A 22667-nucleotide genomic window follows, 5' to 3' on the forward strand; every position below is an offset into this window, starting at 1 on the left:
ACTGTCGATTAGACGAATGATGTGTTCTGCTATAGCTTCTCTCTGCAAAGAAAACCATCACACCAGACCTGCTCGAGTTCTCTGTTGGGTTGTATATGTGAATTAAATTTCATCGCCATCTATGTTTGTTTGTTGTTGGCGGTGGTTGATGGTTGTTTACAAAACAATGTCCATTGAGGGCCCTGCTTTGAAAGATAGGCGAGCGAATCTGGTGCGCGACCTTCGTCATAGGTTCAATGCGTTTCTCGTCGCTTCTTTGCTATCATGGATGACTATGACAGGGATGCTCCTCTTTCTTTGGTTGCAGGGGCAGCGTTTGACGATGGGCCATTTCTCATGGTTCGTGCCTGGTGTTATGGTCAGCGTAACCCAACTGGTGTTTTTGATCGTTTTTGCCTCAAAGTTGCATAACACTATGAAAGCGAGATCCAATTTGATGTCGACTTTGGCGTACGCTTCAGAGCATGATCTGTTGACCGGGTTGGTCAATCGCAGGGGATTCGAAATTGCTCTGAATGACGCGTTGCATCTGGCGGCCAGACAAAGGAGTGCCCTGTCGCTTTTATATCTGGATTTGGATGGATTCAAGCAGGTCAATGATATTCACAGTCACGCTGTTGGCGATAAGCTACTTAGAACCGTAGCGAATATCTGGAATGAAAGCGTGCGTGACGGCGATGTCTTGGCTCGGTTAGGAGGCGACGAGTTCGTATTGCTTGCTCACGCTACTGGCGCAGAAGTTGAAGCGCTTTCCGAGCGTCTTCTTGGCGTCGCCACCGCTAGCCTAATGGCAGAATTTCCGGAATTGCGAATAGGCGTAAGTATAGGAATTGCCGAGTTTCCTCGGGATGGTAAAGATGCTGGCGGTTTAATTTTGTCGGCGGACTCGGCGATGCTCAAGGCGAAAGATTCAGGAAAGTCGTGTTACAAGTGGGCGTTGAGAGAGTAGTAGTCAGTTTTGCAGATATTTTGAGGGGAGCGAAATTTATGAGCAAGATCGGTGGCGTGAATGTTCAGGAAGGTCAATCTGCTGGGCCGATTTTAAGTCTGGTGGCTCGGTTTGGTCTGATGCTTGCTGTGAGTGCGATAGTGCTGATTTCAGCGGCTATGTTGATGCTGCAGTTTGCTCATGTGTAAATGTACCCAGCATCAGAGGGAAGCGGATGTTTCCTGGACTCAGCGTGTTTTGTGGCTAGTCGCTATCTGGGCAGGAAGCGTCATTGCGCTAGGCGTCATCGCGGGTGCATTCCGCTTGATGATGGCGTGGGCTGGCATGTCGACTATGTCCTGATGGAGTCCGCTTCAGTGTCTGGTGAAAGAGAAATTGATAATGCTGCTTTGGTGGGCGAGAGTGATGTGGATCCTCAGTACGGGGAGTTTGTGCAGAATTTGAGAGAACTGATGGGGTGGTATGGGAAAAGTGCTAAAGATGTGATGGCAATGCTGCAAACCGAACCGTCTCTTCTTGAAGTGCAGAGCTCATCTGTTAGTGCGCTGCATAGCATTCATTGATAGTCCAAGTGATTTGAAGGCCATTTTTTCGAACTTTGTGAATCCCTATCGATAAGTAATAACCTTTCCGATAAATTGAGCAGGGTCGCGCGCAAAGAGACGCGGGCTTTCGCCGACGGCCGCTATGGGTCAATGGCAAGCCTTGGTGAATTTCTTCGCGGCACCAGGTCTTCTATACTATTTCGGTCAACCTGACAGGTTATTGGCGTGAAACGAACCATCGAGGGACTGGCTGAAGCTGGTGAGGATCTGATCCAAAAGGCGATCGATGCGCAGCGCCGCCTACGGCAAGCTGAGGCAGATGGTGCGCCGCCTGAAGAGATCGAACTCTTCAGGACGGTCGCGGATTTACGATATCGATTGGTGACCGAACATCAGCTCATCATCCACGGTAAAGCACCACACATCCTGCATTGACGCCGGGGGAGTGACTTGTGAAGCGAGATGTGACAAATGTTCTTCTCCCAGATCACCAGGCCTTCTCTGATGCGATAGAAGCCTTGAAACGCTACCAGGAAGCAAAGGATTTTGGCGCGCCGCCTGAAGAGATTGAGCGTCTGAAGATCCTGGCTGAGTCGCTGTTCCAGGCCGTCAACGACTACCAACTACGGGCGCTCGGCGGGCCTGACTACACGCACCATTGACTGAATGCTGTTGATCGGTCGCCGATTTGGGCAGTTGCGGGCCTGAGAAAGACCGACAACAACTTCCTGTTCTCCGGCCTCACCCTGCACCGGTGCCGCATCTTGACGCAGCCTCAACAGCCCAGTGCGAAGCTCGCAGCAAAAGGAAAGCTATGCGTGAACACAGCCTTTGTCTTGATGGCGCAGTACAAAGGCCTAGCAATTATCTCGCTCGAACAGGTATGCGCTGACTACTTCACGCACCTCACACCACTCGTATTCCAGCGCAAGGTACTGGCCGGGGAGATCAAGCTGCCCATCACCCGACTTGAACCGAGCCAGAAGAGCGCCCGAGGCATTCACATTGCCGATATGGCGCTTTACCTGGATCAGCAGCGGGATGCTGCGCGCAAAGAGTGTGAGCAATTGAACAAGAAATTACGGGCAGGCTAACCGGGAAATTGCACCTCACTTGATCAGGGTGTGTCCTCCGTACGGTCATCTGAATGCAGTCGACCCGGCCAGACGGTTGTATTCTTTTGAGCACCCGACGTCGATGGCCGCCTACAATCGGCGGCTATCGACCCATAGCTGCCGTTCGTGGAGGACAGCAAACGGTTTGTATCAGACACTCATCAGGTCTAGCGATGCACCACCTAGTCCATAGAGAAGTGAACGGACACATTCCCCTTCCCTAGAGTCTCGATAAGCTGATCGGGGTTATCAACTCGTCCCAGGCGGGAGTAGGCGTAGGTTGACTCAAACGTTTTGTAGAAGATCACCAGCGTATCGTTGCCGTATAGCATCAGATCTCTATTGCGGACGGTGCCAGGCCTCGCCGCACGGGTAGGAAGCCGCTGCGGCAAGGTCGCGTACTTCTCATTGGCGTTGAGTTCGGTCATGTCCAAGTCAAGGGCAATAACTGAGCGAGTGCCCGTGCGCTTTCATTATCGTCCAAGGTAATAGCGAAGCGCTTGTCACCAATAGTCATCCACATAATGCCCGCACGGCAAAAATACAGGCTGATCATGGAGACTCCTGACTCTGGCTTGGTTGTACACGCATGGCCATGAGGGTCATAGGGGTTTCCCTGATACCGCGTTCAGCAGATCATCGATCGCGCTTACCCGATTCTGGAGTGCGTCGATAGAGGTTTTCTCTGCAGCCTCATTCAGGGCTCTATATAGAGTTGAGAGCTGGTACTGCTGGAGCGCAATGATGGCGCCTAGGGCTAGCAGCCCGGCGGCGATAGGCAGAAATTTTCGGAGCCGCATTTTCATGGGTGTCCTCTCGAAACCGAGTACACCCTCTCAAAGTGGGATTTGGGTTTCCGCAAAAAATGCGTAACCCACGCGCTTGGAATTTATTGGAAGCGCATGTGATGGCCTATGGAGAGTTGGCGCCGTGAATAGGTATCAGGTAGCGGATCTCCCTCTGCTCGATCGAAATAACAGTAGTCTCAGCGCGAATCCATCAGATTTAATTTTGTACTCGCAACAATAAAATATTTGCAAATTTAACCATCCGTATCCATTCAGCCTCAGAGACCAAATCGAGATTTTTTAAAATCTGTGCTTCATATAAAGCGGCATCATAGTCCTCTTCGGTGAGCGTCTGGAGATTTATATACTTTGCAGACCATGCCATGAACTGCGATGATTGAAATTCATGCCTCATCTGGTTGCCTCGTACGAGAGAGTTATATACTGGTCAGCGGTCCCTGACGGTCATAAATATAGTGCTGCCAGAGGTTAATGGAGGGTCTTTAGCATCAGACCCTCCGTGAACGTTTAAACTTTAAAGCTGGTCACTAAGCTGTTTAAGTCAGTCGCGAGGCGAGACAGTTCCTGGCTCGCAGTACTAGTCTGATCCGCTCCTGCGGATGTCTGCACTGAGAGGTCTCGGATGTTTATTAGATTTCTATCAACTTCTCTAGCGACCTGAGCTTGTTCCTCAGATGCACTGGCAATCACGAGGTTACGCTCATTAATAGTTGACATGGACTGTGAAATCAAATGAAGTGCATTTCCAGCTGCTTGGGCGATCTGCAGGGTGCTGTTTGCGCGATTTTGGCTGGCTTGCATTGCATCAACAGCCTGAGAGGTTCTAGCCTGAATACCACCGATCATTTGCTCGATTTCTTCCGTAGACTCCTGAGTGCGATGTGCTAAAGCCCGGACTTCATCAGCTACTACTGCGAAACCACGGCCGGCTTCGCCAGCGCGTGCAGCTTCGATCGCGGCATTTAATGCCAAAAGGTTTGTTTGATCTGCTATCGAGCCGATAACGTCTAGCACTTGATTGATTTCAGCTGTTCGATTTGCTAGCTGCTCAATTTCATCAGAAGTAGTAGATACGTCATTAACTAACTGCTGGATAGATGTCAGCGCTTGCTCTACTTTGTTATGACCGTCTCGAGTTGTAATATCTGCATCTTTAGAGGCTTCTGCAGTATTGACCGCGTTACAGGCAACTTCCTCAACTGCAGCAGTCATCTGATTGACTGCTGTTGCAGCCTGTTCAATCTCAGCGCTCTGTTGGTGAAGGCCGCGGTTCGTGTCTTCAGTAACATTGTGAAGTTCTTCAGCGGCGGAGGCGAGCAGGTCTGAAGACACTGCGATGCGCTGGATAGTTTGCCTGAGGTTGTCTTGCATTTTTTTTAGGGCGGCAATCAACAATCCAGGCTCGTCATGATTTTTAACTAATATATTTTGAGTGAGGTCGCTGCTGGAGATTCGTTCAGCAATAGAGATAGCTTCAGATAGAGGGCGCGTTATGCTGCGAGTCAATGCCATTGAGGATATAAGCATTGCGGCAATAATTATTGCTAGTGTAATTATTATTGCGTTCCGAGCTTCCAGGAAGGCATTTTGACTAGCATCGATTGCGATGTCGGCTTGAGTTGAATTGAAGTGGGTCAGCTTATTAAGTGCGATGATTGTTTTATCTGCTTGTGGGGATAGCTCGCTGTTTAATATTTCATGTGCTACTTTGGTGTCAGCTTTCTGGAATTCCAGGAACCTGGAAAGGGCGAGCAAATATTTAGCGTATTCGCTGCTTAGATTTTCAAAGATCTTACGTTCATCATCGCTGTTTATCGATTCTTCATATTTGGTAAAAGCGGTGGACATCCTTTGTTTTAGGTCTTCTATCTTTTGCAGGTCTTCCTCTTGATTTAAGATGAAGGCACGTAATGAAAGAGCCCGGATTCGGCCTAGGTTACTACCCATTTCTCCAGTAGCCATAACCCCGGGTAGCCAGTCTTCACTAATCTCGCTTGCTGCCTCGTTCATGGTTCTGGTTTGGTAAATTGCAGTGACGCCAATCGTAAGCGTAAGCAATCCTATGATTGAGAATATCAAGGCTGAGCGAAGGCCAATTTTGAGGGAGCGCAAATTCATGTATTACTCCAATGTGTTCGTGAGTTATGACAAGTTAAGTCTTTTGATGGGTGGCTATTACAAGCCTGTTTTTGTTTGTCCTAATGTACTTGCGGAGCAAGCGCCTCTATTGCCGGTTAGCCATTGGGTTAATTCCGCAAGCGGCATGGGGCGCGCAAACCAAAAACCTTGCCCATATGCACACCCTTTATCACGAAGCCATTTAATTTGATCTTCAGTTTCGATTCCTTCCGCAACCACTTGGATGTCCAATGCGCGCGCTACGCCCAATATCGCTCGGACTATCTCCTGGTCTGCTAGATTTTCCGAAAGCTCCTTGATGAACGATCGATCAATCTTTAGCTTGTGAAATCGCAGATTACGGAGACGGCTAAGAGATGAGTGACCGGTGCCAAAATCATCCATGGCCAATGAGATGCCATTCTCTCGTAGCGCTATCGAATGTTGAGTCACGAGATCAAGATTGTGCATAGCTACATCCTCGGTGATTTCAATCTCCAGTCGTGATAGAGGTAACTTCGTGTCCTCGCAAATAGTGGTCACAATTCGTACGAAATCATAGTTACAGAATGAGGCAGCACTTATGTTTACCCCTATAGGGACATTGAGGATGCCATGTTCGATGAGATGTGCGTTGTCTTGGCAGGCACGTCGGAGTACCCAGCGGGTGATCTCCGGAATCAAACCGTATTTTTGAGCAAGAGGAAGGAAATCGCTGGGTAGTATTAGGTTCTTCTCTTCATCTCGCCACCGTATTAAGGCTTCTAAACCTGATGGGGTACAATTGTTAAGGTCGAACTGAAGCTGATAATGCAACTCGAACTTATCGTTTCTCAGAGCCTCACGTAGTCGAGTGGCTAGTTGAAAAGCCTGCTCTGATTGAGTGCGCATATCTTTACTAAATAAGCAGTAGTGCAGATAGTTGCGAGACTTCACTTGGTACATGGCTATATCTGCGGCGCTAACCAAGTCGTCGCTGGTCTCACCATGTTGTGGATAGAGGCTAATTCCTATGCTTGCCGACACTTGTAGTGGCAAAGCGTTTATGGTGAACGGTGCCTCCAGACTTTGAATTAGGCGATTTGGGATTGCTGTCAAAGTTTGTTCGTTGCTTGACATGATAAGGGCGATGAACTCATCCCCTCCGATGCGACCAAGACTGTCGCTAGAACGCAATATTTTTCTAAATCGATTAACTACTTGGATGAGAACTTTGTCGCCAACGGTGTGGCCGTAGTTGTCGTTTATTTGCTTGAATTTATCCAGGTCTATAAAAAGAACGGCTAAATGCTCGTTGGTGTTTTTGCAGTGGATTAATGCGTTGTCTAAGATGTTTATCAATTGGTGTCGATTAAAGCATCCGGTCAGATTGTCATATGTTGCAAGTTGAGCCAGACGCGCTGAGTGACGGCGCTGCTCGCTGATATCGTGGCAGATGCCAACAAAAGTCTTAGTGCCAACGGTGCAAAGCTCTGTTAGATGTAGGTGCATTGGGAAAGTTGAGCCATTTTTACGCTTCCCCATAAGTTCGGCATCAATATATTGCATCTCAGAAAGAAATGGGTAGTGGCCTCGAAATTTGTGGCGTTTTAAAGATGAAGCATGATTGTCGTTGTGGTCAGAAGGAATGAGGCAAGAAATACTGTGCCCTGTCAGCTCTTCTGGTGTGTAGCCGAAGTCATGTTGAATTGAAGTATTGGTGGCTTTAATGATGCCAAGCTCATCAAAGATTATGACTGTATGCAGCGCTGGCTCAGAGAGCGCCTCAAGAGTTGGAAGGTCAAGACTGCTTATGTTTTTTTTCATGTCGTGACTCATCGTAGTAGGGTGTAAGGAAGGCACTCTTGTAATTATATAGTCTCTCTTGTGTCTTCCTCTCTCGTTTCAATGCTCGGTAATCATTTCAAGGTTTTTCCGCCCTGGGTGTGTAGGCGGTAATGTCGAGCGTTACAGCTATGACTCAACCTGCATTTGTGACGATATTGTTACAGTTTGCGCAAACTTCCAAAGGCGGCCTAGGCTCTGAATGTCATTAGGATTATTGTGACTCTCCGGCGTTTAGTTTTTGCTTGAGGGCTAAAATCCTTTGGTTAAGGGTAATATTTTTTTCTGCGGAACAGCTCGGATATGGGGGGTTGAACCTAATCGAGAGACCGTGCGATAAGGTTGCATCAGGAAGGTCCCATGACATCTCGATTTCTTGAAAAAGTTGTGATCTGGATCGGCGATGGGACGTGTTGGAGTGATACTCGTGCTACTTTAAGTAGCAGACAGGAAAGATAGGAGGTGCGCCATCGTAACATTAAACCTACCTCCAGATGTTTTAGAGGGGCAGCGTATCTTGGTGGTCGACGATGTAGATAGCGAGCGTATGCTCCTCGCTGACTTCTTGCAGCAGCAAGGATGTCGTGTTTATTTGGCGAGCAACGGTCAGGATGCATTCAAAAAGGTTCAGTTGATCAATCCGGATCTTGTGCTGATGGATATCCTGATGCCTATATGTGATGGATTAACCTGTTGCCGAATAATGCAGTCCTCCCCGGAGACTCGGCAGATTCCAGTGATATTCCTTACTGGTGCAGGAATGCCTGACCAGCGTGTGCAAGGCCTACTTTCTGGTGCTGTCGACTACATTGTAAAACCTTTCAGGCTGGAAGAGGTACGCCTACGGCTAGTGATACACCTGCGACGTTTGGGTGGGCGGGAGATTGAGCCGGGGCGGATAAATCCAAAAGTTCGTAACTTGGATAATATTCTCTTTCAAGCGTCTAGGAATCTGTTGGTCGCAAACTTGAGTCTCACACCAGAGCTTGCTGAGCTAGCAATCCAAGTGGGTACAAATACTAAGCGTCTAAACGAAGCATTTAAACAGTGCGTCGGTGTTACGGTTTTTGAGTTTCTGCGTGAGGAACGTATGAAAGAAGCATGTCGACTCCTCAGTAACACTGGTTTAACTGCTCAGGCTATTGGGCTCGAAATTGGATACACGAGCGGGGCAAACTTCTCTACTGCTTTCCGCGAACGCTATGGGATGACTCCTAATCAGTATCGTCAATCTCGTAGAAGTGTGGTGGCAAAGGATGCTGTCTGATTCTCGTAGTGCATATGTTGTTATTTTTGGTGCGATATTGCTCCTTTTAGCTTTTTGCTCTCTGTTTGTCTTCGAACAGAATAATGTGCATGAGGCTTACCTAGACGTTACTGATAGATCCTTGTCTTTCGTAGAGGGAACTGGGCAAAAGCTTACTCCAGAGCAAGCCCTGGAATCTAAGGAGTGGTTGCAGTCCACGAAGGAGCGTCTTGCGTCTCCTCGTCGCCATTCGGTCTTGTGGTTAAAGGTTGCGTTGGAGGTACGTGATGATCAAAGCCTTGACCGGATGCTTGAGATAGCGCCTTGGCGAGTAGGCAATATTGATGTCTACCAACTAGATGAAAGCTCATCCAGAATCCTGGGTCACTGGAGTGCGGGGCCCTCTATACCGTTGACTAAACGTCCGGTATACAGTCGACGTAACTTACTATCTATAGAGACGTTAGAGGGGGCGGCTCAGAACTTGTTGGTTCGCGTTGAGAGCGACAGCCGACCAACGCTTTCGCTTCGCGTCTGGGGATTGAGAGCTGTTCTGGCTCAAGACAATATTGAACAGGCGCAACATGCAGCGCTATTTGGATGTGTAATAGCATTGGTGGCACTGCTGCTGTTGCGCTTGGACTGGATTTCCTTGGTTCTGGCTATTTGGCTATCCTCTGCTTTTATAATGCAAGCAGAGCAGGTTGGTTATATTTCCTTTCAATTATTTGGCGGGTTGCGTGAGCATGGGCTTGCGATACGTATGACATCTTGGCAAATCTCGCTGATAAGTTTCTTTGTATCATCATTTTTCCTTCTTGACCGTAGTCGGCGAAAAATTTGGTGCCTGTTTTACGCGTTGACGGTGTCGTTGAGCGCGTTGCTTATACTTGGTCAAGGGTTGATAAGTGACAACGCTGTTCGGGTGCTTAGTTCGTATTTTAGTCTGTGCGTGCTTTTGGTTTGGCCATTTTCACTGTCGAATCGTGCTCTTCCAGGAGATCCGTATCGTCAGATGCTTCTAGTGTTATTTGTGTTTAGCTGGGTGGAGAGTATTTGGTTTTGTCTGGATTATATATTTGGTATATATTATGGTGGTGCTTTTAGTGTGCTGTCTGTTTTGGTTAGGCTGGGTATAATTATAGGTATTGTTGGGATTTTTACTGTTCGGCAGCAGGTTCGAAGAAGGCAAGTTGAACATGAACTGTTAGAGGGGCAGAGGCAACAAAATATTCGCTTGGAGAAAGCGGTTGCTCAGCGGACCCGAGAGCTCCAGGCGGCAGTGGTAGAGGCAAATAATGCAATACAGACGAAAGTGGATTTTCTGGGGCGAGTTAGTCATGATCTACGCTCTCCATTAACTTCTATAATTGGCTATGCGCAGCTTCTTCAGGCTGAGGGTGGGACCATAACGCGTAAAGCGGGTGTGATCTATAGAAGTGCGAACCACATGTTGGCTCTGGTTAGTGATTTGATTGACTATGCAAAAGGTAGCTCAGGACAGACGTTATGTGTAGCCCCGACCTATATTCATGGTCTGCTCGATTCGGTAGTATTAGAAGCGCAGGTTCTGGCTCAGCGTAATCATAATAAATTTTCTTTCGATCTTTTGGGGCAGTTGCCTGCAGTTTTAAATCTTGATGCAAAACGCCTTCGTCAGGTTTTAATTAACCTTCTAGATAATGCCGCTAAATTCACGCGTGATGGCGTTGTTGGCTTAAGGGTCTATTCAATTGGCTCCCCTAATGAGGGCGACTGCGTAGACCTTTATTTTTGTGTGCACGATACGGGGATAGGTATTTCAGAAGAGGATTTACCAAGTCTTTTTTCCCCTTTCTTCCGTGGGCATCCGCTAGAGATTGAAGGAAGCGGGCTTGGCTTGTCCATCGTTGAACATTGGGTGGGATTAATGGGCGGGGAGATAGGGATAGAGAGCGACGTTGGTAAAGGCACGTGTGTAAGTTTTCATGTGACGTTAAGTGTGGCGTCTGAGGATGAAATAGCTGAGCCGCAGCTATTCGACTTCTCAATCGCTGCCCCTCCACTCAACGGCGGAGGGCGTCGTATTTGGATTGTTGAGGATAATGAAGATATTCGGAACCTGTTGTTGGATGAGCTAGAAAACTGTGAGTTCAAGGTGGAGACCGCGAGCGACGGGCAAGACTGTTTGGAGCGATTGGTTGGTGAGGCTGGAGAGCCTCCATCCCTAGTACTAACAGATTACTTGATGCCGCGTTTAAATGGTGGTCAGCTTTTGTTTGCACTGCGCGCTCGTTGGCCTTCTCTTCCTATTGTTCTTATCTCTGCAACAGAGCAGACCATGCAGTCGCTTACTGGGCCTCTGAAACACGAGTTTGATGCGGTATTGGTAAAGCCAATAAATTTCACAAGTCTGCGAATGATACTAGCCCAACTTCTGGGGATTGTTTATGGCTTGGGGATGTCAGTGCATGAATTAAATGGTGAGTATGAAACTGTTCTTCATCAGTTGCGTGAGTTGGATGGTGAATATTTGAATGAGCTCAAGGGGTTTCTTGAGTCGGGCGCGGTGACTGATGTTTTTGAGTGGTTAGATAGATTGCCGCTCGGTAGATTTGAGCTTAAAGGCCACATTCGGTCGTTAGCAGAGGCCTGTGATCTAGACAGTATTAGTGACTTGTTAGGTATTCTGGAGAAGGGGGATTTTTAATGGGATATACGGGGTATGACTGGCTTCATAGTTCGGGTAAGGCTTATATTCAAACGCTGCGTCTAAATAATGTCTCTGCTGTTTTTGGTGGATTTTAGTTGGGTAGGTTGGTCGTCGCTTGGGAGTACGAGTGTGGTGAAAAAATAATACATGCCCAGGGGCTCAGGATATGAAGGCGAATTTTCGATTTGGTATTATGTTTGTTGAGGCTCTCATCTCGGTATTGTTCGTTGAGAATGCCGTTGCCCAAGGAGATTGTCGAAAGTTGACAGCCACGGGGAATCCGGACTATCCCCCTTATCTTTGGCGTGATCCTGAAAATCCCCACAAACTGATTGGTGCAAGTGTCGACATTCTAAAGGCTGTTGCTAAGGAGCTAGATTTAGATATCGATGTGGTTTATGCAGGCCCTTGGTCGCGCGCTCAAGAAGAAGCTAAACACGGTCGTATTGATATGGTTGCGGGGTACTTTGTTACATTTGCCAGGCTGGAGGATTTTAATTTCATAATACCTCCATTTTTGTATAGCTCCAGTGTTGTTTGGACTCGTAAGGGGGAGGCGTTTAGCTATAGCGGTTGGGATGATTTGAGAGGGAAGATAGGCGGAACTTTGGTGAATAATAGTTACGGGCAGCGGTTTGATGATTATGCTAGAGATAATCTTCGATTGGAGCCTGTGCCTAGCTCGGAACAAGCATTCAAGAAACTTCTTTTTAAGCGTAATGAGTATATTGTTTATGAGTTTTATCCTGGTTTGGCACTAGCCCAGACATTAGGTGTTGAGGGGGATCTCGAAGCACTTGAGCCGACGGTTTCAAAGGAGGGGCTCCATCTTGCAATCTCAAAGCGATCCTCATGTAATACTGAAAATCTCAGGAAGTCTCTAGAAGACAAGATTACGGTTTTTGTTTCTGGTTATGCCCCCGGCGATTTTCTCAAGCACAATATGAAGCGCTGGAGGAAGCAGCATGAGAATAAGTCGGAGTAGTATTTGAAGTGTAATGATATTCAGAAATGGTGCTGGGTGCTATTGATAAAAGTGGTTAAGAAGAATGGGGCGTGGTTTTCCGCACAAAGCGATAATGATGGCGGGTTTCCACCAGCCCATTCGGCTAACTCCCGATACACATGGGAATTTTCAGGGACTCCAGGGTCGTTATAGCAGCTTGAAGTTGTCGTCGAATAAAATACCTGCGCAAGCAAAAAAACGCCACCCGAAGGTGGCATTGAGTCATGTAGTAATGAGTTGTCGTGCGAGTGTGATCTCGACCGACTCACCGTCCTGGTTCAGTGAGTCAAGTCCCGACTCGGGTACATCGCCAGAGGTGCTCTGCGCCACCGCGATCTTCTTGGCCATCAGCTGCAGGCAGGTGATCTGCGAGCTGCCGGCGTAGCCGAAGAAAAACACGCGGACTGGGTGTTTCTGCCCGATCCTCCATGACCGCCGCGCGGCTTGCTGTAGGGTGTACACGTTGTACCCTGTCTGCAGAAACGCGATGGTTGGGAAGTCCAGAAGGTCCAGACTGGTCTTGACTAGCTCCGGGTTGGTGAGCAGCACGTCGACACCGCGGTAGAGCTGGTCGAGGATCCAGTCCTCGCGGCGATGGCATAGCGGTCCTGGCCAGCATCAACGGCCCAGGCGGCGATCCACGAGTCGCCTAGCCGGCCCGCCAAGGTAGCGGCCAGCGAGTACATGCCTTTGGACGTCAGAGGAGCTGGAAACGAAGCCCGCTTGGATCATGAGCGACGTCCTACGGATCGCAACGATGTCCATACCGTGCTCATGTCCGTACTGACGCGCTTCCTTCATGTAGCTGGTCATGTTGCCCAGCGGCGTCCAGAGCATGCCTGTTACAAAGACGCGCCCGCGGACCTGAATGGTTTGCACCCGGCTGATGGGTTTCGGGGTTTCCGTGTTCATGTGTGTCGGCATCACAGGCTGTCCGGGAGGGCGATCGGCGTCACCAGAACTACCAGGGCGCTATGCGTGGTTGAGCGGGTCCGGCCGCCACCCAGACCGAAGAAGCTGGCACTCCCCACCCCGGACTTGCGGGCGTCGTCCCCGTTCTCATCGAAACCGGTGAGGATCAGTGTTTCGCCGCTGCGCAGTCGAACCTTCGGCGCGACGTTCTTGGTGTCGTATTCGGTGGTCTGGACCTTGGAATCGTTGCTCTCGAAGTCTTTGAAAAGCGGTTTGCTGCTGATGCTGAGGGTGATCATCAGCAGCATGTTTTCTTTGTCCAAGAGCTTGGGCAGCAGCATCATGTTGAAGCCGCAGGTAATGGTCGCCGGAGTCAGCGACGTGCTTGAGCCCACCGATGCCGTGGTGGTGGTCGAGCTGGATGCAACGTAGCTCTGAACGTTGCCGATCTGGATCGGTGCCGGCTGCAGGTTCAGCGTGGTCACCGATGGCGAGCGTACTTCGGATACGGGTGGAGCAGACGACTTGTCGGCATAGAGCTGGTTGGCCGGCGCCGAAGGGCTTGGCAACCGATAGCCTGGGCGCAGCACGAAACACACCTGACGGTTTACCTCATCGACCTTCACCTGCCAGGCCGGACCGGCGAGGACTTGCAGGGTGTTGCGCAAAGTCATCGGGTCGAGCTTGTATTGGGCGGCGGGCAGAGGGCGGGTGTACAGGATGATGACGTGCTGCGAGCTCGGTGGGCACAGGGCGTAGCCTGACCGATCCACTACGTAGAGCATGGCGTCCCGCACGCTGGGGGTCATATTCGACGGAATCGTCACGTCGATGATCTGAGCCATGAGGTCGCGCTGGCTCGCATCCGGCTGGGTGCTCACCAGGGTGTAGCGACTATACCGCACCACTGGCTCTTTCTCCGCACTCGCCCCGTTCGGATAGAGGTCTGGTGCAAGCCATTCCGGATTACGGCTGCTATCGAACGCCGGCTTCGGCGGCTGCTCAGCCTTCTGAATCGCACAAGCGGTAACGAGTGCGACGAGCGAGAGAGTGGTCAACTGCCTGATCATGAGGCCCCCTGTAGTCATTGAGGGCAACGGTGACAGCCGGTAGCTTCCCGCGCAGTAGGAAATAAATATCTCGCAGGATTTGATTTATTCGGCGCGCTTGAGAAATGGTGCAACTGCTAGTAATGGGGGGCACTGGTGCCTGCCATGAGTGGGCTATTCGCGACAGACCGCTAACGACCCAAAGCTGCCGTTCACGAATGAGAGCAATCGCCCAGCATCGGATGATTGTTGGACAATGCAGACGTTCACCTGCTGCACCTTTGGAGCGCTAGCTCGCACTCATGCGCTTTCAACCTGTGCCTTATGGAACAGCGAAAACAGTTCCTGCGGCGATTTTATATTCAGCTTCGCGTAGACATGCCGACGGTGGACCTTGACAGTCTCCGCCGAGATACCCAGCTTGCCGGCCACTTCCTTGTTCGAGCAGCCGCTGAGAATCAGGCGGATCACTTCCAGTTCCCTGGCGGTCAGAGGCGTGCCAAAGCGCACCATCGCCTCTTCAAGGTTGGCTTGCCACCGCGGCGCCTGGCGAGGTGCGCTTTCAGGCATCGCCGCCTCGAAGAACATGCGCTGGCGCATCAGGCCCACTACCCACGGGCGAATCATCTCCAGCAGCGAAACCTGCTCGGGCGTGAACAGGTGTCGGCTTCCCAGAGAAAGGCACAGGCTGCGCACCTCATCCAGTCGCACGTTGTAGTGCAATTCATCCTTCTTCACATAATGGTTGAAGTAGCGCTCGTGGTATTCGGTGTCCTTAAAGCGCTCCGGCGCAACGTCCGCCAGGCGGAACAGTCCGGTTGCCGGTAGTTCGCGGTTGGCGATGTAGAAAGGGTCGAGTAGATACATGCCCTTGATGTAGTCGTGGAACAGCGGGTCGGGGCCCTCTCCCTCATACGGGCTCTCAGCGAATGCAAACGGGCAACCGTCGCTGAACAGCAGCACCGCCCAGTTATCAATCGGCACATATTCGCCTATCAAACGGCTCAGGGTTCGCCAGAAATCAGCCTTGTCCAGGTGTTCGATCACGTGGCCGGCGGCGCGATGCCAGGCCATGTCCTGGAGCGTTGGTGTCATGTATCTACCCCCTAGGGTTAACCACTCGACGTGATAGGAAACGGGCTGGAAAAACGCATAATTGCATCGACCTTTTGCAAAAGTCACTTATTTCCTGACCGGGACTTAGCCCGATACCAAGGTCCGAATATGAAGCTCGAACTTGTACAGCTGGCGGGGCGCGATGGCGACACCGCCTACAATCTGCGACGCACACTGGACGCCATCACCCACTGCGCGCCAGGCGTAGATATCATTGTTTTTCCCGAAGCGCAGATCACTGGTTTCCTGAATCACCAGAACATTGCCGAACAGGCCTTGCCCCTGGACAGCCCCAGTATCCTGGACATCCAGCAGGCCGCTCGTGAGCGTCAGGTGGCGGTGGTAGTGGGGCTGATCGAGAACGACGGCGGGCATTATTACAACACGACGCTGTTTATAACCCCTGAAGGGATCCAGCTCAGTTATCGCAAGACCCATCTCTGGGTCTCCGAGCCCGGGCTGGTGTTGCCCGGCGACCGCTATGGCACCGTAGAGTGGCGCGGCGTGCGCATTGGCCTGCTGATCTGCTACGACACCGAGTTCCCGGAAACCGCCAGGGCTGTGGCGACACTGGGCGCCGAGCTGATCTTGGTCGCCGATGGCAACATGGAGCCCTATGGTTACGTGCACCGAACCTCGGTCACCGCTCGTGCGCAGGAAAACCAAGTGTTTGCCGTGGTGGTCAACCGTGTCGGGGAAGGTGAGGACGACACTGTGTTCGCCGGCGGCAGTGCGGTGGTTGACCCGTCCGGACAGTTGTTGCTGGAAAGTGGACGCCAGGAGTGCCGTCATGTCATCGAGTTGGACATGACCCAACTGGCCGATGCCCGTGCGCTCTACCACTACCAGGCGGACCAGCGCTTCCAGTTGCCCGGTGAACGCATCGAACACGCAGATGGCCGACGTGAACTGCTGATTCCCTGAACAAGTCTTCACGTGCCCACGACCACCGGGCTCACGCCAACGATAACAATAATGCAGCGACAGTCTGCGGACTGCGCGGTCGCAAGCCAGCAGTCCGCCAGGAGCCTACCATGACGCTTCACCGTTTACTGAAGTTCGGCCTCATCGCGCTGTTCGGTACCAACTTGAGTCCCGCATACGCGGAGCCTGCCCGTGTGCACCTGTATAACTGGTCGGACTTCCTGGCGCCGGAAACGCCCAAGGAATTCCAGGCAGATACGGGTATCTCGCTGATCTGGGACGCCTTCGACAATGCCGAAGTGATGCAAAGCAAGTTGATGACCGGGCACACCGGTTATGACGTGGTGATGGTACCCGACGACCTGTTGCCCGGTTTGGTCAAGGCCGGGGTGATACAGGAGCTGGATCGTGATCGTCTAAGCAACTGGTCGCATCTGGCACCGGAAATCCTGGAAAAGCAGCAAGGCAACGACCCGGGTAACCGCTATGCCGTGCCCTATATGTGGGGCACGACGGGGATTGGCTATGACCAGGCCAAGGTCGAGCAACTGCTAGGCAAGAACGCGCCGGTTAATTCCTGGGACCTGATATTCAAAGAAGAAAACATCGCGAAGCTCAGTAAGTGCGGCGTCGCGATGCTGGATGCACCCGTGGAGATCGTGCCTATTGCGCTGAACTACCTGGGGCTGCCACCCAATAGCAAGAACCCCGAAGACTATCGCAAGGCTGAAGCGTTGCTGCTGCAGATTCGCCCGTATATCCGCTACTTCGATTCCTCAAAATTCACCACCGACCTGGCCAATGGCGACATCTGTGCCGTGGTCGGCTGGGGCGGCTCGGTCTACAGCGCCAAGGTTACGGCAGACCATGCCAACAATGGCGTCAAACTGGCCTACAGCATCCCGAAAGAAGGCGCGCCGGTCTGGTTTGAAAACATGGTGTTGCTCAAGGATGCACCTCACCCGCAGCAGGGCTATGACTTCATCAATTACATGCTGCGCCCGCAAGTGATTGCCAAAAGCTCCGACTATGTCGGCTATCCCAATGGCAACAAGGACGCCACGGCCTTCATCAATCCGCAACTGCGCGACAACCCGGCGGTGTACCCCTCGAAGGAAGTAATGGCAACGCTGTACCCGCTCGAAACGCTGCCGCTCAAACTGGAGCGCGTGCGTACTCGGCTCTGGAGCAAGGTGAAGAGCGGCACTTGATTGTCGTGCCGCAGATCGTTCGCATTACAAAAACTCGCTTGACCGGAGTACGCATGCCTATCTCAGCAGACTTGATCATCACCCACGCTGACATCCACACCATGGACCTGAACCTGCCCAGGGCCCAGGCCATCGCCGTGCATCAGGGGCGCATCGTTGCTGTGGGTACCAACGTCGATATCGAACGCATGGCGGGCATCGAAACCCGCCGAATCAACGCACAAGGGCGGCTGCTGCTGCCCGGCCTGCAAGACACTCACGTGCACTTTCAGCTCAGCAGCGCCGATCTCTATCACAATGCTGCGCTATACACCGCTACCACCCTGGATGAACTGCTGGGCTGTATCCGCGCGTTCGCCGAACGCCATCCCGACAAGACCTGGATTCGTGGCGTCGGCTTTTCCTCCAGCCTGTTCGGCCCGGAGGTGCTCACCAAGGAACTGCTCGACAGCGTGACAGGCGGTCGCCCGGCGCTGATGCTCGCCAACGACTACCACAATGGCTGGGCCAACAGCGCAGCCTTCGAAATTGCCGGTGTGCAGCCGGGTAGCCCTGAGCCACAGAACGGCAGTTATGTGCGTAACGCCGACGGTACTCCCAAGGGGTGGCTACTGGAGGATGCGATCTGGGCAATGAATCGTATCGCCCCTGGGTACACGGACAATGAATACCTGGAAGCAATGCGGCACTACAGCAAAGAGTTCAACCGTCGGGGCATCACTGGCGTGCTGGACGCCATGGTCAACCGCAACTATATGAAAAACTACCAGGCGTCCCATGAGCGCGGTGACCTGACCCTGCGCGTACGTGCCACCTCCAAGGTCTTCGCGCACAAACCGCTGGACGAACAGCTTCGCGAACTCCAAGACTTGCGCGACACCTACCAGGGCGACCGGGTAAGCATGCACTCGGCCAAGTTCTTCCTCGACGGCGTGCTGGAAAGTGGTACGGCGGTGTTCCTGGAGCCGCGAAGCGACACGGGTGGCAACGCCGAATTGATGTTCACCCAGGCACAGATCAACGAGTACTTCGCAGCTTTTGACCGCGAGAAGTTCCAATTGCACGTACACACCATCGGCGATGGTGCCGTGCGTGCAGCGGTGGATGGGATTGACTACGCCCGCCAACAGAATGGCAAATGGGATTCGCGTCATCAGCTCGCCCACCTGCAAGTGGTGGCCCCGGTCGACATCCCTCGCTTCACCACCCTGGACATCCTGGCAAACTTCCAGCCTTTATGGGCACAGCCGCAACCTGAAGCCGACGCCATCGCCATCGCCATGCTAGGCGAGCAGCGCAGCGAATGGATCTTCCCCATCGGTGCGTTCGTGCGCAAAGGCGTGACCTGCATGATGAGCAGCGACTGGGGCGTGAGCACCTACGACCCCTTCCAGATCCTGCAATCAGCCGTCACGCGCCAGGCACTCGATGCCGGCCCCGACGACCCGGTGCACAACCCACAGCACCGGATCAGCATTGAGGATGCACTGCGTGGTTACACCATCAACGCTGCCCACGCCGCCTGGCGGGACGACTGTACCGGCAGCCTGAGCGTAGGCAAGTACGCCGACCTGATCGTGCTTGACCGCAATCTCTTTGAAATCGCGCCCGGCGAGATCGCCCAGACCCACGTATTGCTCACCCTGCTGGAAGGCCAGGAAGTTCATCGAGACTCAGGCTTCGTCTGATAGGCCGCCCCGCAGCGGGGCGAAACCCGACACGCCTCCCGTCTCGTTCCGGGCCTTCAGGTCCCGGAGGGGGAAGTGCGCGCGCGAAGCACCGGGTTTGTCATTACAACAAGAAGAATCGGGAGAACTCAACATGTCCTTCATCACTCAGGCACGGGCGCTTTCAGCGCTTGGCGCCTTACTTAGCCCGTGCGCCTTTGCCGGGTATGCCTTCGAGGCTGGTGACATCAAAGGGGAAGCAACACTGGCTGCGGGCGTAGCCAGCATCAGCACCAGCAACGTCAATTTTGGAGCCGGACGCGTGGACCTGCGCAGTGGCCGAAATACCGGCGAGCGGGCTGTCTGGCAGGAAATGTACCTGAAGCCCGGCGCAACTCTGCGCTACGAGATCAGCCCAGACCTTGAAGTGTTCGGCGGCGTATCATCGGTGGGGGCTGCTACCTTTGGCGACGGCGATGCTGGCGGCTACACCCGCAGCTCCGATCACGGACTGTCCATCGAAGCCTTCTATGGCGGGGTGCGCAAAGGGGACTGGTCGTTCAGCGCCGGGCGCCAAGACTACAAGGTCGGTACCGGTTTCATCGTCATGGACGGCAACCTCGACCTCTTCGACGATGCCGCCTACTGGATAGGCCCACGCACTGCGTTTCGCGACTCCGCCCTGCTGGGCTACAGCCACGGCCCGCTCAGCGCCCAGGCATTCAGCTTGCGCACGGATGACGACCTGGGTGACTTTCGCATGAACGGCCTGAATATCGACTATGACGTGGCCGATACGGTAATCCTGGGCGCCATGGCGATGAAGGCCAACGCCCTGGTACGCAAGGCCGACAGGTTGACCCCGCGTGAGGGCATGCAGGTGTACAACCTGCGGGCTCTGCAAGGCAAGGTGCCATTGGTGGACGACCTTACGCTACACGGTGAATACGCCGTCCAGCGTGGTACGGGCGACGGTGTCGACTACGACGCCAGCGCCTGGTACGCCCAGGCAGACTATGCCTTTTCCTCCGTGCCCCTACAGCCATTACTGAGCTATCGCCATGCCGCCTTCTCCGGCGACGACGACCCGAGCGACAACAAGCAGAAAGCTTGGGACCCGCTCAGCAAAGGCTACGTCGACTGGGGTACCTGGCTGATTGGTGACGTCGTCGGTAACTATCTGCTGTTCAACAGCAACGAACGCGTAAGCCAGTGGGCACTACGAACCCACCTGACACCCACGGTGAACCTGGGCGGTGTTCATTACCAGTTCAGTCTGGATGAAAAAGTGCTCAACGGTGGGGCCGTCAGCGATCGACGCTTCGCCGACGAGAACGTGGTGTTCGTCGAATGGACCCCGACAGCCAGCGTTTACACCAGCGTGTCCTACAGCTGGGTCAAGCCCCTTGCAGCCGCCCGCGAAACCTACGGCAACGACGATTTCAGTGCATTCGAGATGTTCGTCTCCTACCGCTATTGAACGAAACCTGAAGGTGGATGCGGCCCGGACCGGCTGCATTTGCTTCATCAACAACAGGAACACCACCGTGATCAATGCAGCTACCGGGGCCCGCAAGGCGCCCCTCTTCGCCGTCCCCCCGTTCATGCTTGAAAGGGAGCTTTGACATGGCCGATAAACCCGTCAAATTGACCGCCAGCCTCGGCCTGACTTCGTTAGTGCTGTTCGGTCTGGCCTACATGGCGCCCAGCCTGGTGCTGGTCATTTTCGGCGTCATTGCCCAGAGCAGCGCCGGCACGGCGCCAACCGCTTTCCTGCTGGCCACCGGCGCCATGCTGTTGTCGGCATTGAGCTACGCCAAGATGGCCAGACTGTTTCCCGTTTCCGGGTCCGCCTATTTCTACGCCCGGCAAATGCTGGGCGGTCAATTGGGGTTTCTGGTCGGCTGGCTCGTGTTGCTGGACTATCTGTTCATGCCCATGGTCGCCTGGTTGGTACAATCGGTTTTTCTCAATGTGCAATTCCCTGCCATACCTTTCTGGGGCTGGATGCTGGTCAACATTGTCCTGACCACGCTGGTGAACGTCCTGGGGCTTAGTCTTGCAGACCGGACGAACAAATTGCTGACAGGGCTGGGCATCGCCCTTGTGTTGCTGTTTGTGGTGTTGTGCGTGATCCACCTGGTCCATCAGTCACCGGTGTCCCTGACCGCTCCACTCTGGAACGCCAGTAGCACCTTCCTTGGTGTGTCGGCAGCGGCGGCCGTAGCGGCCTATTCCTATCTGGGTTTCGATGCGGTCACTACAATGGCCGAGGAAACTCGCGACGCGAAGCGCAACATCCCACGAGCCGTGGTTTTGGTGATGGCAACGGCAGGCCTGCTGTTTGCGCTGGTGGCGTACATCATGCAGCTGGTCCATCCCGGCGGTATATTCGAAGACGCCCAGATCGCTGCTTATCTCATGTCTGTCGAAGTAGGCGGGCAAATATTTGCGGATTGGCTGAATCTCGGTTTGATTATCTCCGGGTTCGCTTCGGGCCTCATCGTGCAACTCAGTACCAGCCGCCTGCTTTACTTCATGGGCCGGGCCGACATATTGCCCAAACCGTTCTTCGGCACGCTCAACCCCAAAACCCAGGCTCCGGTGTTCAACCTGCTGTTCACCGCCGTAATCGGACTGTTGGGTTTGAACCTCACGCTCGAAATGGCGACCTCCTTCATCAACTTCGGTGCCTTCCTTGGGTTCACCGCAGTGAACCTTTGCGTCATCTGCTACTTCTACCGCACTCGCCGGCGCCAGCGCCTCGGGCTTGTGAGCTACCTATTGTTTCCACTTTTGGGCATGTGCGTAAATCTGTATCTGGTGAGCCAGCTAAGTGCGACCGCGATCGTCATTGGACTCTGTTGGCTTACCCTTGGCGTGATCTATCTCACCTGGCTGACACGAGGTTTCCGCCAACCTGCGCCCGACCTTCGGTCGTGGTGATAGCACGGGTGGCCAGCCAGTCGGGCTACTTGAGAACGTAACCGGCACCTGTTTACCTTGAATACTCGTTACGGCAATGCGTAAAGCATTCGATGTTCAGTCCACGGCTTATGCTGGGCAAGTTGTTCATGGGTGAACGTCCGCCTCTGTCCGTTAGCTGCCCTCCGCCAAGGGCAGCTTTGGGTCGAAAGCAGCCATTCACGACCGGCAGCCAACGACCCAAAGCAGACACTTGATAACGAGGCCGCTTAGCGACCCACACAAGCTCCACGCTTGTGCCCGTGGCCACCTTACTATCACTCAGATGCTGGGGCTCCGAGATTTGCTTAAGCGCGATGGCTCAATCTGTCAGCAGTATGAAGCGCTGAAGCTTCAATTGGAGTCGAATAGTACTGGTGGGATGGTTGAGTATCTGGAGAAAAAATCTCCGCTTATTTTTGCGGCACTACTTCATTCCGGTATGACCATTCCTGAATGGCCGATTGGGCCCGGCGGTCTGATATAAAACGTCTCTGGTCAGCGTGGGCGCACACTCGAT

At 52.9% G+C, this 22667-nt stretch carries 20 protein-coding genes and 3 pseudogenes; 16 read left to right on the forward strand and 7 right to left on the reverse strand.

Annotation, left to right across the window (positions count from 1 at the left end):
• Positions 1-148 precede the first annotated feature (148 nt).
• From ACO6VM_RS08425 to ACO6VM_RS08455, 7 genes are all read left to right on the forward strand, one after another.
• Positions 149-949 (forward strand): GGDEF domain-containing protein, encoded by an 801-nt coding sequence (locus ACO6VM_RS08425; RefSeq protein ID WP_422403091.1) that lies wholly within the window; start codon positions 149-151, stop codon positions 947-949.
• A 38-nt stretch (positions 950-987) separates the two neighbouring features.
• Positions 988-1137, forward strand: a complete 150-nt coding sequence (locus ACO6VM_RS08430; RefSeq protein WP_422403092.1) for a hypothetical protein — start codon at positions 988-990, stop codon at positions 1135-1137.
• On the forward strand, positions 1130-1291 hold the full coding sequence (locus tag ACO6VM_RS08435; protein ID WP_422403093.1) for a DUF2474 domain-containing protein: 162 nt from the start codon (positions 1130-1132) through the stop codon (positions 1289-1291). The genes ACO6VM_RS08430 and ACO6VM_RS08435 overlap by 8 nt, the downstream gene beginning before the upstream one ends.
• 14 nt (positions 1292-1305) lie before the next feature.
• Positions 1306-1512 carry a hypothetical protein gene (locus tag ACO6VM_RS08440; RefSeq protein WP_422403094.1) on the forward strand — a complete coding sequence of 69 codons (207 nt, stop codon included), beginning with the start codon at positions 1306-1308 and terminating at the stop codon, positions 1510-1512.
• 207 nt (positions 1513-1719) lie between these two features.
• Positions 1720-1929, forward strand: coding sequence for a hypothetical protein (locus ACO6VM_RS08445; RefSeq protein WP_422403095.1), 210 nt, complete (start codon positions 1720-1722; stop codon positions 1927-1929).
• 17 nt (positions 1930-1946) lie between these two features.
• Positions 1947-2156, forward strand: coding sequence for a hypothetical protein (locus ACO6VM_RS08450; protein ID WP_422403096.1), 210 nt, complete (start codon positions 1947-1949; stop codon positions 2154-2156).
• Between the two features lie 156 nt (positions 2157-2312).
• Complete coding sequence (locus tag ACO6VM_RS08455; RefSeq protein WP_422403097.1) at positions 2313-2588, forward strand: pyocin activator PrtN family protein; 276 nt, start codon at positions 2313-2315, stop codon at positions 2586-2588.
• A 203-nt stretch (positions 2589-2791) separates the two neighbouring features.
• On the opposite strand, the pseudogene ACO6VM_RS08460 reads toward ACO6VM_RS08455, so the two are convergent.
• The 3 genes and pseudogenes from ACO6VM_RS08460 to ACO6VM_RS08470 form a co-directional block, all read right to left on the reverse strand.
• A pseudogene (locus ACO6VM_RS08460) lies at positions 2792-3165 on the reverse strand (cyclophilin-like fold protein).
• A 760-nt stretch (positions 3166-3925) separates the two neighbouring features.
• A complete protein-coding gene (locus ACO6VM_RS08465; RefSeq protein WP_422403098.1) occupies positions 3926-5536 on the reverse strand; it encodes a methyl-accepting chemotaxis protein in 1611 nt (536 codons plus the stop codon).
• Positions 5537-5593: 57 nt separating this feature from the next.
• Positions 5594-7342 (reverse strand): putative bifunctional diguanylate cyclase/phosphodiesterase, encoded by a 1749-nt coding sequence (locus ACO6VM_RS08470; RefSeq protein WP_422403099.1) that lies wholly within the window; start codon positions 7340-7342, stop codon positions 5594-5596.
• Between the two features lie 538 nt (positions 7343-7880).
• Between ACO6VM_RS08470 and ACO6VM_RS08475 the strand changes: the two genes are divergently transcribed.
• From ACO6VM_RS08475 to ACO6VM_RS08485, 3 genes are all read left to right on the forward strand, one after another.
• Entirely contained in the window at positions 7881-8627 is a 747-nt protein-coding gene (locus ACO6VM_RS08475) for a response regulator (RefSeq protein ID WP_422403112.1), read from the forward strand.
• Entirely contained in the window at positions 8617-11295 is a 2679-nt protein-coding gene (locus ACO6VM_RS08480) for an ATP-binding protein (protein ID WP_422403100.1), read from the forward strand. The genes ACO6VM_RS08475 and ACO6VM_RS08480 overlap by 11 nt, the downstream gene beginning before the upstream one ends.
• 169 nt (positions 11296-11464) lie before the next feature.
• On the forward strand, positions 11465-12283 hold the full coding sequence (locus tag ACO6VM_RS08485) for a substrate-binding periplasmic protein (protein WP_422403101.1): 819 nt from the start codon (positions 11465-11467) through the stop codon (positions 12281-12283).
• 243 nt (positions 12284-12526) lie between these two features.
• Here ACO6VM_RS08485 and ACO6VM_RS08490 read toward each other — a convergent pair.
• The 4 genes and pseudogenes from ACO6VM_RS08490 to ACO6VM_RS08505 form a co-directional block, all read right to left on the reverse strand.
• A pseudogene (locus ACO6VM_RS08490) lies at positions 12527-12898 on the reverse strand (DEAD/DEAH box helicase); the annotation flags it as partial.
• A pseudogene (pilO2, locus tag ACO6VM_RS08495) lies at positions 12892-13216 on the reverse strand (type 4b pilus protein PilO2); the annotation flags it as partial. The pseudogenes ACO6VM_RS08490 and pilO2, both read right to left, overlap by 7 nt.
• A gap of 11 nt (positions 13217-13227) precedes the next feature.
• Complete coding sequence (locus ACO6VM_RS08500) at positions 13228-14286, reverse strand: pilus assembly protein PilL (RefSeq protein WP_422403102.1); 1059 nt, start codon at positions 14284-14286, stop codon at positions 13228-13230.
• Between the two features lie 279 nt (positions 14287-14565).
• Complete coding sequence (locus ACO6VM_RS08505; protein ID WP_422403103.1) at positions 14566-15360, reverse strand: helix-turn-helix transcriptional regulator; 795 nt, start codon at positions 15358-15360, stop codon at positions 14566-14568.
• A gap of 129 nt (positions 15361-15489) precedes the next feature.
• On the opposite strand from ACO6VM_RS08505, the gene ACO6VM_RS08510 reads away from it, so the two are divergent.
• From ACO6VM_RS08510 to ACO6VM_RS08535, 6 genes are all read left to right on the forward strand, one after another.
• Entirely contained in the window at positions 15490-16305 is an 816-nt protein-coding gene (locus ACO6VM_RS08510) for a carbon-nitrogen hydrolase family protein (protein WP_422403104.1), read from the forward strand.
• A gap of 110 nt (positions 16306-16415) precedes the next feature.
• Positions 16416-17516: a polyamine ABC transporter substrate-binding protein gene (locus ACO6VM_RS08515; protein WP_422403105.1), complete on the forward strand. Its 1101-nt coding sequence runs from the start codon at positions 16416-16418 to the stop codon at positions 17514-17516.
• Positions 17517-17569: 53 nt separating this feature from the next.
• Complete coding sequence (locus ACO6VM_RS08520; RefSeq protein WP_422403106.1) at positions 17570-19204, forward strand: amidohydrolase; 1635 nt, start codon at positions 17570-17572, stop codon at positions 19202-19204.
• A 133-nt stretch (positions 19205-19337) separates the two neighbouring features.
• Positions 19338-20663, forward strand: a complete 1326-nt coding sequence (locus ACO6VM_RS08525) for an alginate export family protein (RefSeq protein ID WP_422403107.1) — start codon at positions 19338-19340, stop codon at positions 20661-20663.
• A 146-nt stretch (positions 20664-20809) separates the two neighbouring features.
• Positions 20810-22129: an APC family permease gene (locus ACO6VM_RS08530; RefSeq protein WP_422403108.1), complete on the forward strand. Its 1320-nt coding sequence runs from the start codon at positions 20810-20812 to the stop codon at positions 22127-22129.
• Between the two features lie 196 nt (positions 22130-22325).
• A complete protein-coding gene (locus tag ACO6VM_RS08535) occupies positions 22326-22634 on the forward strand; it encodes a GrpB family protein (RefSeq protein WP_422403113.1) in 309 nt (102 codons plus the stop codon).
• Positions 22635-22667 lie beyond the last annotated feature (33 nt).

This window comes from Pseudomonas sp. GZD-209 (genome assembly GCF_049310485.1).
GTDB lineage: Bacteria > Pseudomonadota > Gammaproteobacteria > Pseudomonadales > Pseudomonadaceae > Aquipseudomonas > Aquipseudomonas sichuanensis.

Bases quoted from the DNA above. Each gene is read 5' to 3' on its own strand.
- ACO6VM_RS08425 (WP_422403091.1), top strand. From the start codon at position 149: ATGGTTGTTTACAAAACAATGTCCATTGAGGGCCCTGCTTTGAAAGAT.
- ACO6VM_RS08430 (WP_422403092.1), top strand. From the start codon at position 988: ATGAGCAAGATCGGTGGCGTGAATGTTCAGGAAGGTCAATCTGCTGGG.
- ACO6VM_RS08435 (WP_422403093.1), top strand. From the start codon at position 1,130: ATGTGTAAATGTACCCAGCATCAGAGGGAAGCGGATGTTTCCTGGACT.
- ACO6VM_RS08465 (WP_422403098.1), bottom strand. From the start codon at position 5,536: ATGAATTTGCGCTCCCTCAAAATTGGCCTTCGCTCAGCCTTGATATTC.
- ACO6VM_RS08470 (WP_422403099.1), bottom strand. From the start codon at position 7,342: ATGAAAAAAAACATAAGCAGTCTTGACCTTCCAACTCTTGAGGCGCTC.
- ACO6VM_RS08480 (WP_422403100.1), top strand. From the start codon at position 8,617: ATGCTGTCTGATTCTCGTAGTGCATATGTTGTTATTTTTGGTGCGATA.
- ACO6VM_RS08485 (WP_422403101.1), top strand. From the start codon at position 11,465: ATGAAGGCGAATTTTCGATTTGGTATTATGTTTGTTGAGGCTCTCATC.
- ACO6VM_RS08500 (WP_422403102.1), bottom strand. From the start codon at position 14,286: ATGATCAGGCAGTTGACCACTCTCTCGCTCGTCGCACTCGTTACCGCT.
- ACO6VM_RS08505 (WP_422403103.1), bottom strand. From the start codon at position 15,360: ATGACACCAACGCTCCAGGACATGGCCTGGCATCGCGCCGCCGGCCAC.
- ACO6VM_RS08510 (WP_422403104.1), top strand. From the start codon at position 15,490: ATGAAGCTCGAACTTGTACAGCTGGCGGGGCGCGATGGCGACACCGCC.
- ACO6VM_RS08515 (WP_422403105.1), top strand. From the start codon at position 16,416: ATGACGCTTCACCGTTTACTGAAGTTCGGCCTCATCGCGCTGTTCGGT.
- ACO6VM_RS08520 (WP_422403106.1), top strand. From the start codon at position 17,570: ATGCCTATCTCAGCAGACTTGATCATCACCCACGCTGACATCCACACC.
- ACO6VM_RS08525 (WP_422403107.1), top strand. From the start codon at position 19,338: ATGTCCTTCATCACTCAGGCACGGGCGCTTTCAGCGCTTGGCGCCTTA.
- ACO6VM_RS08530 (WP_422403108.1), top strand. From the start codon at position 20,810: ATGGCCGATAAACCCGTCAAATTGACCGCCAGCCTCGGCCTGACTTCG.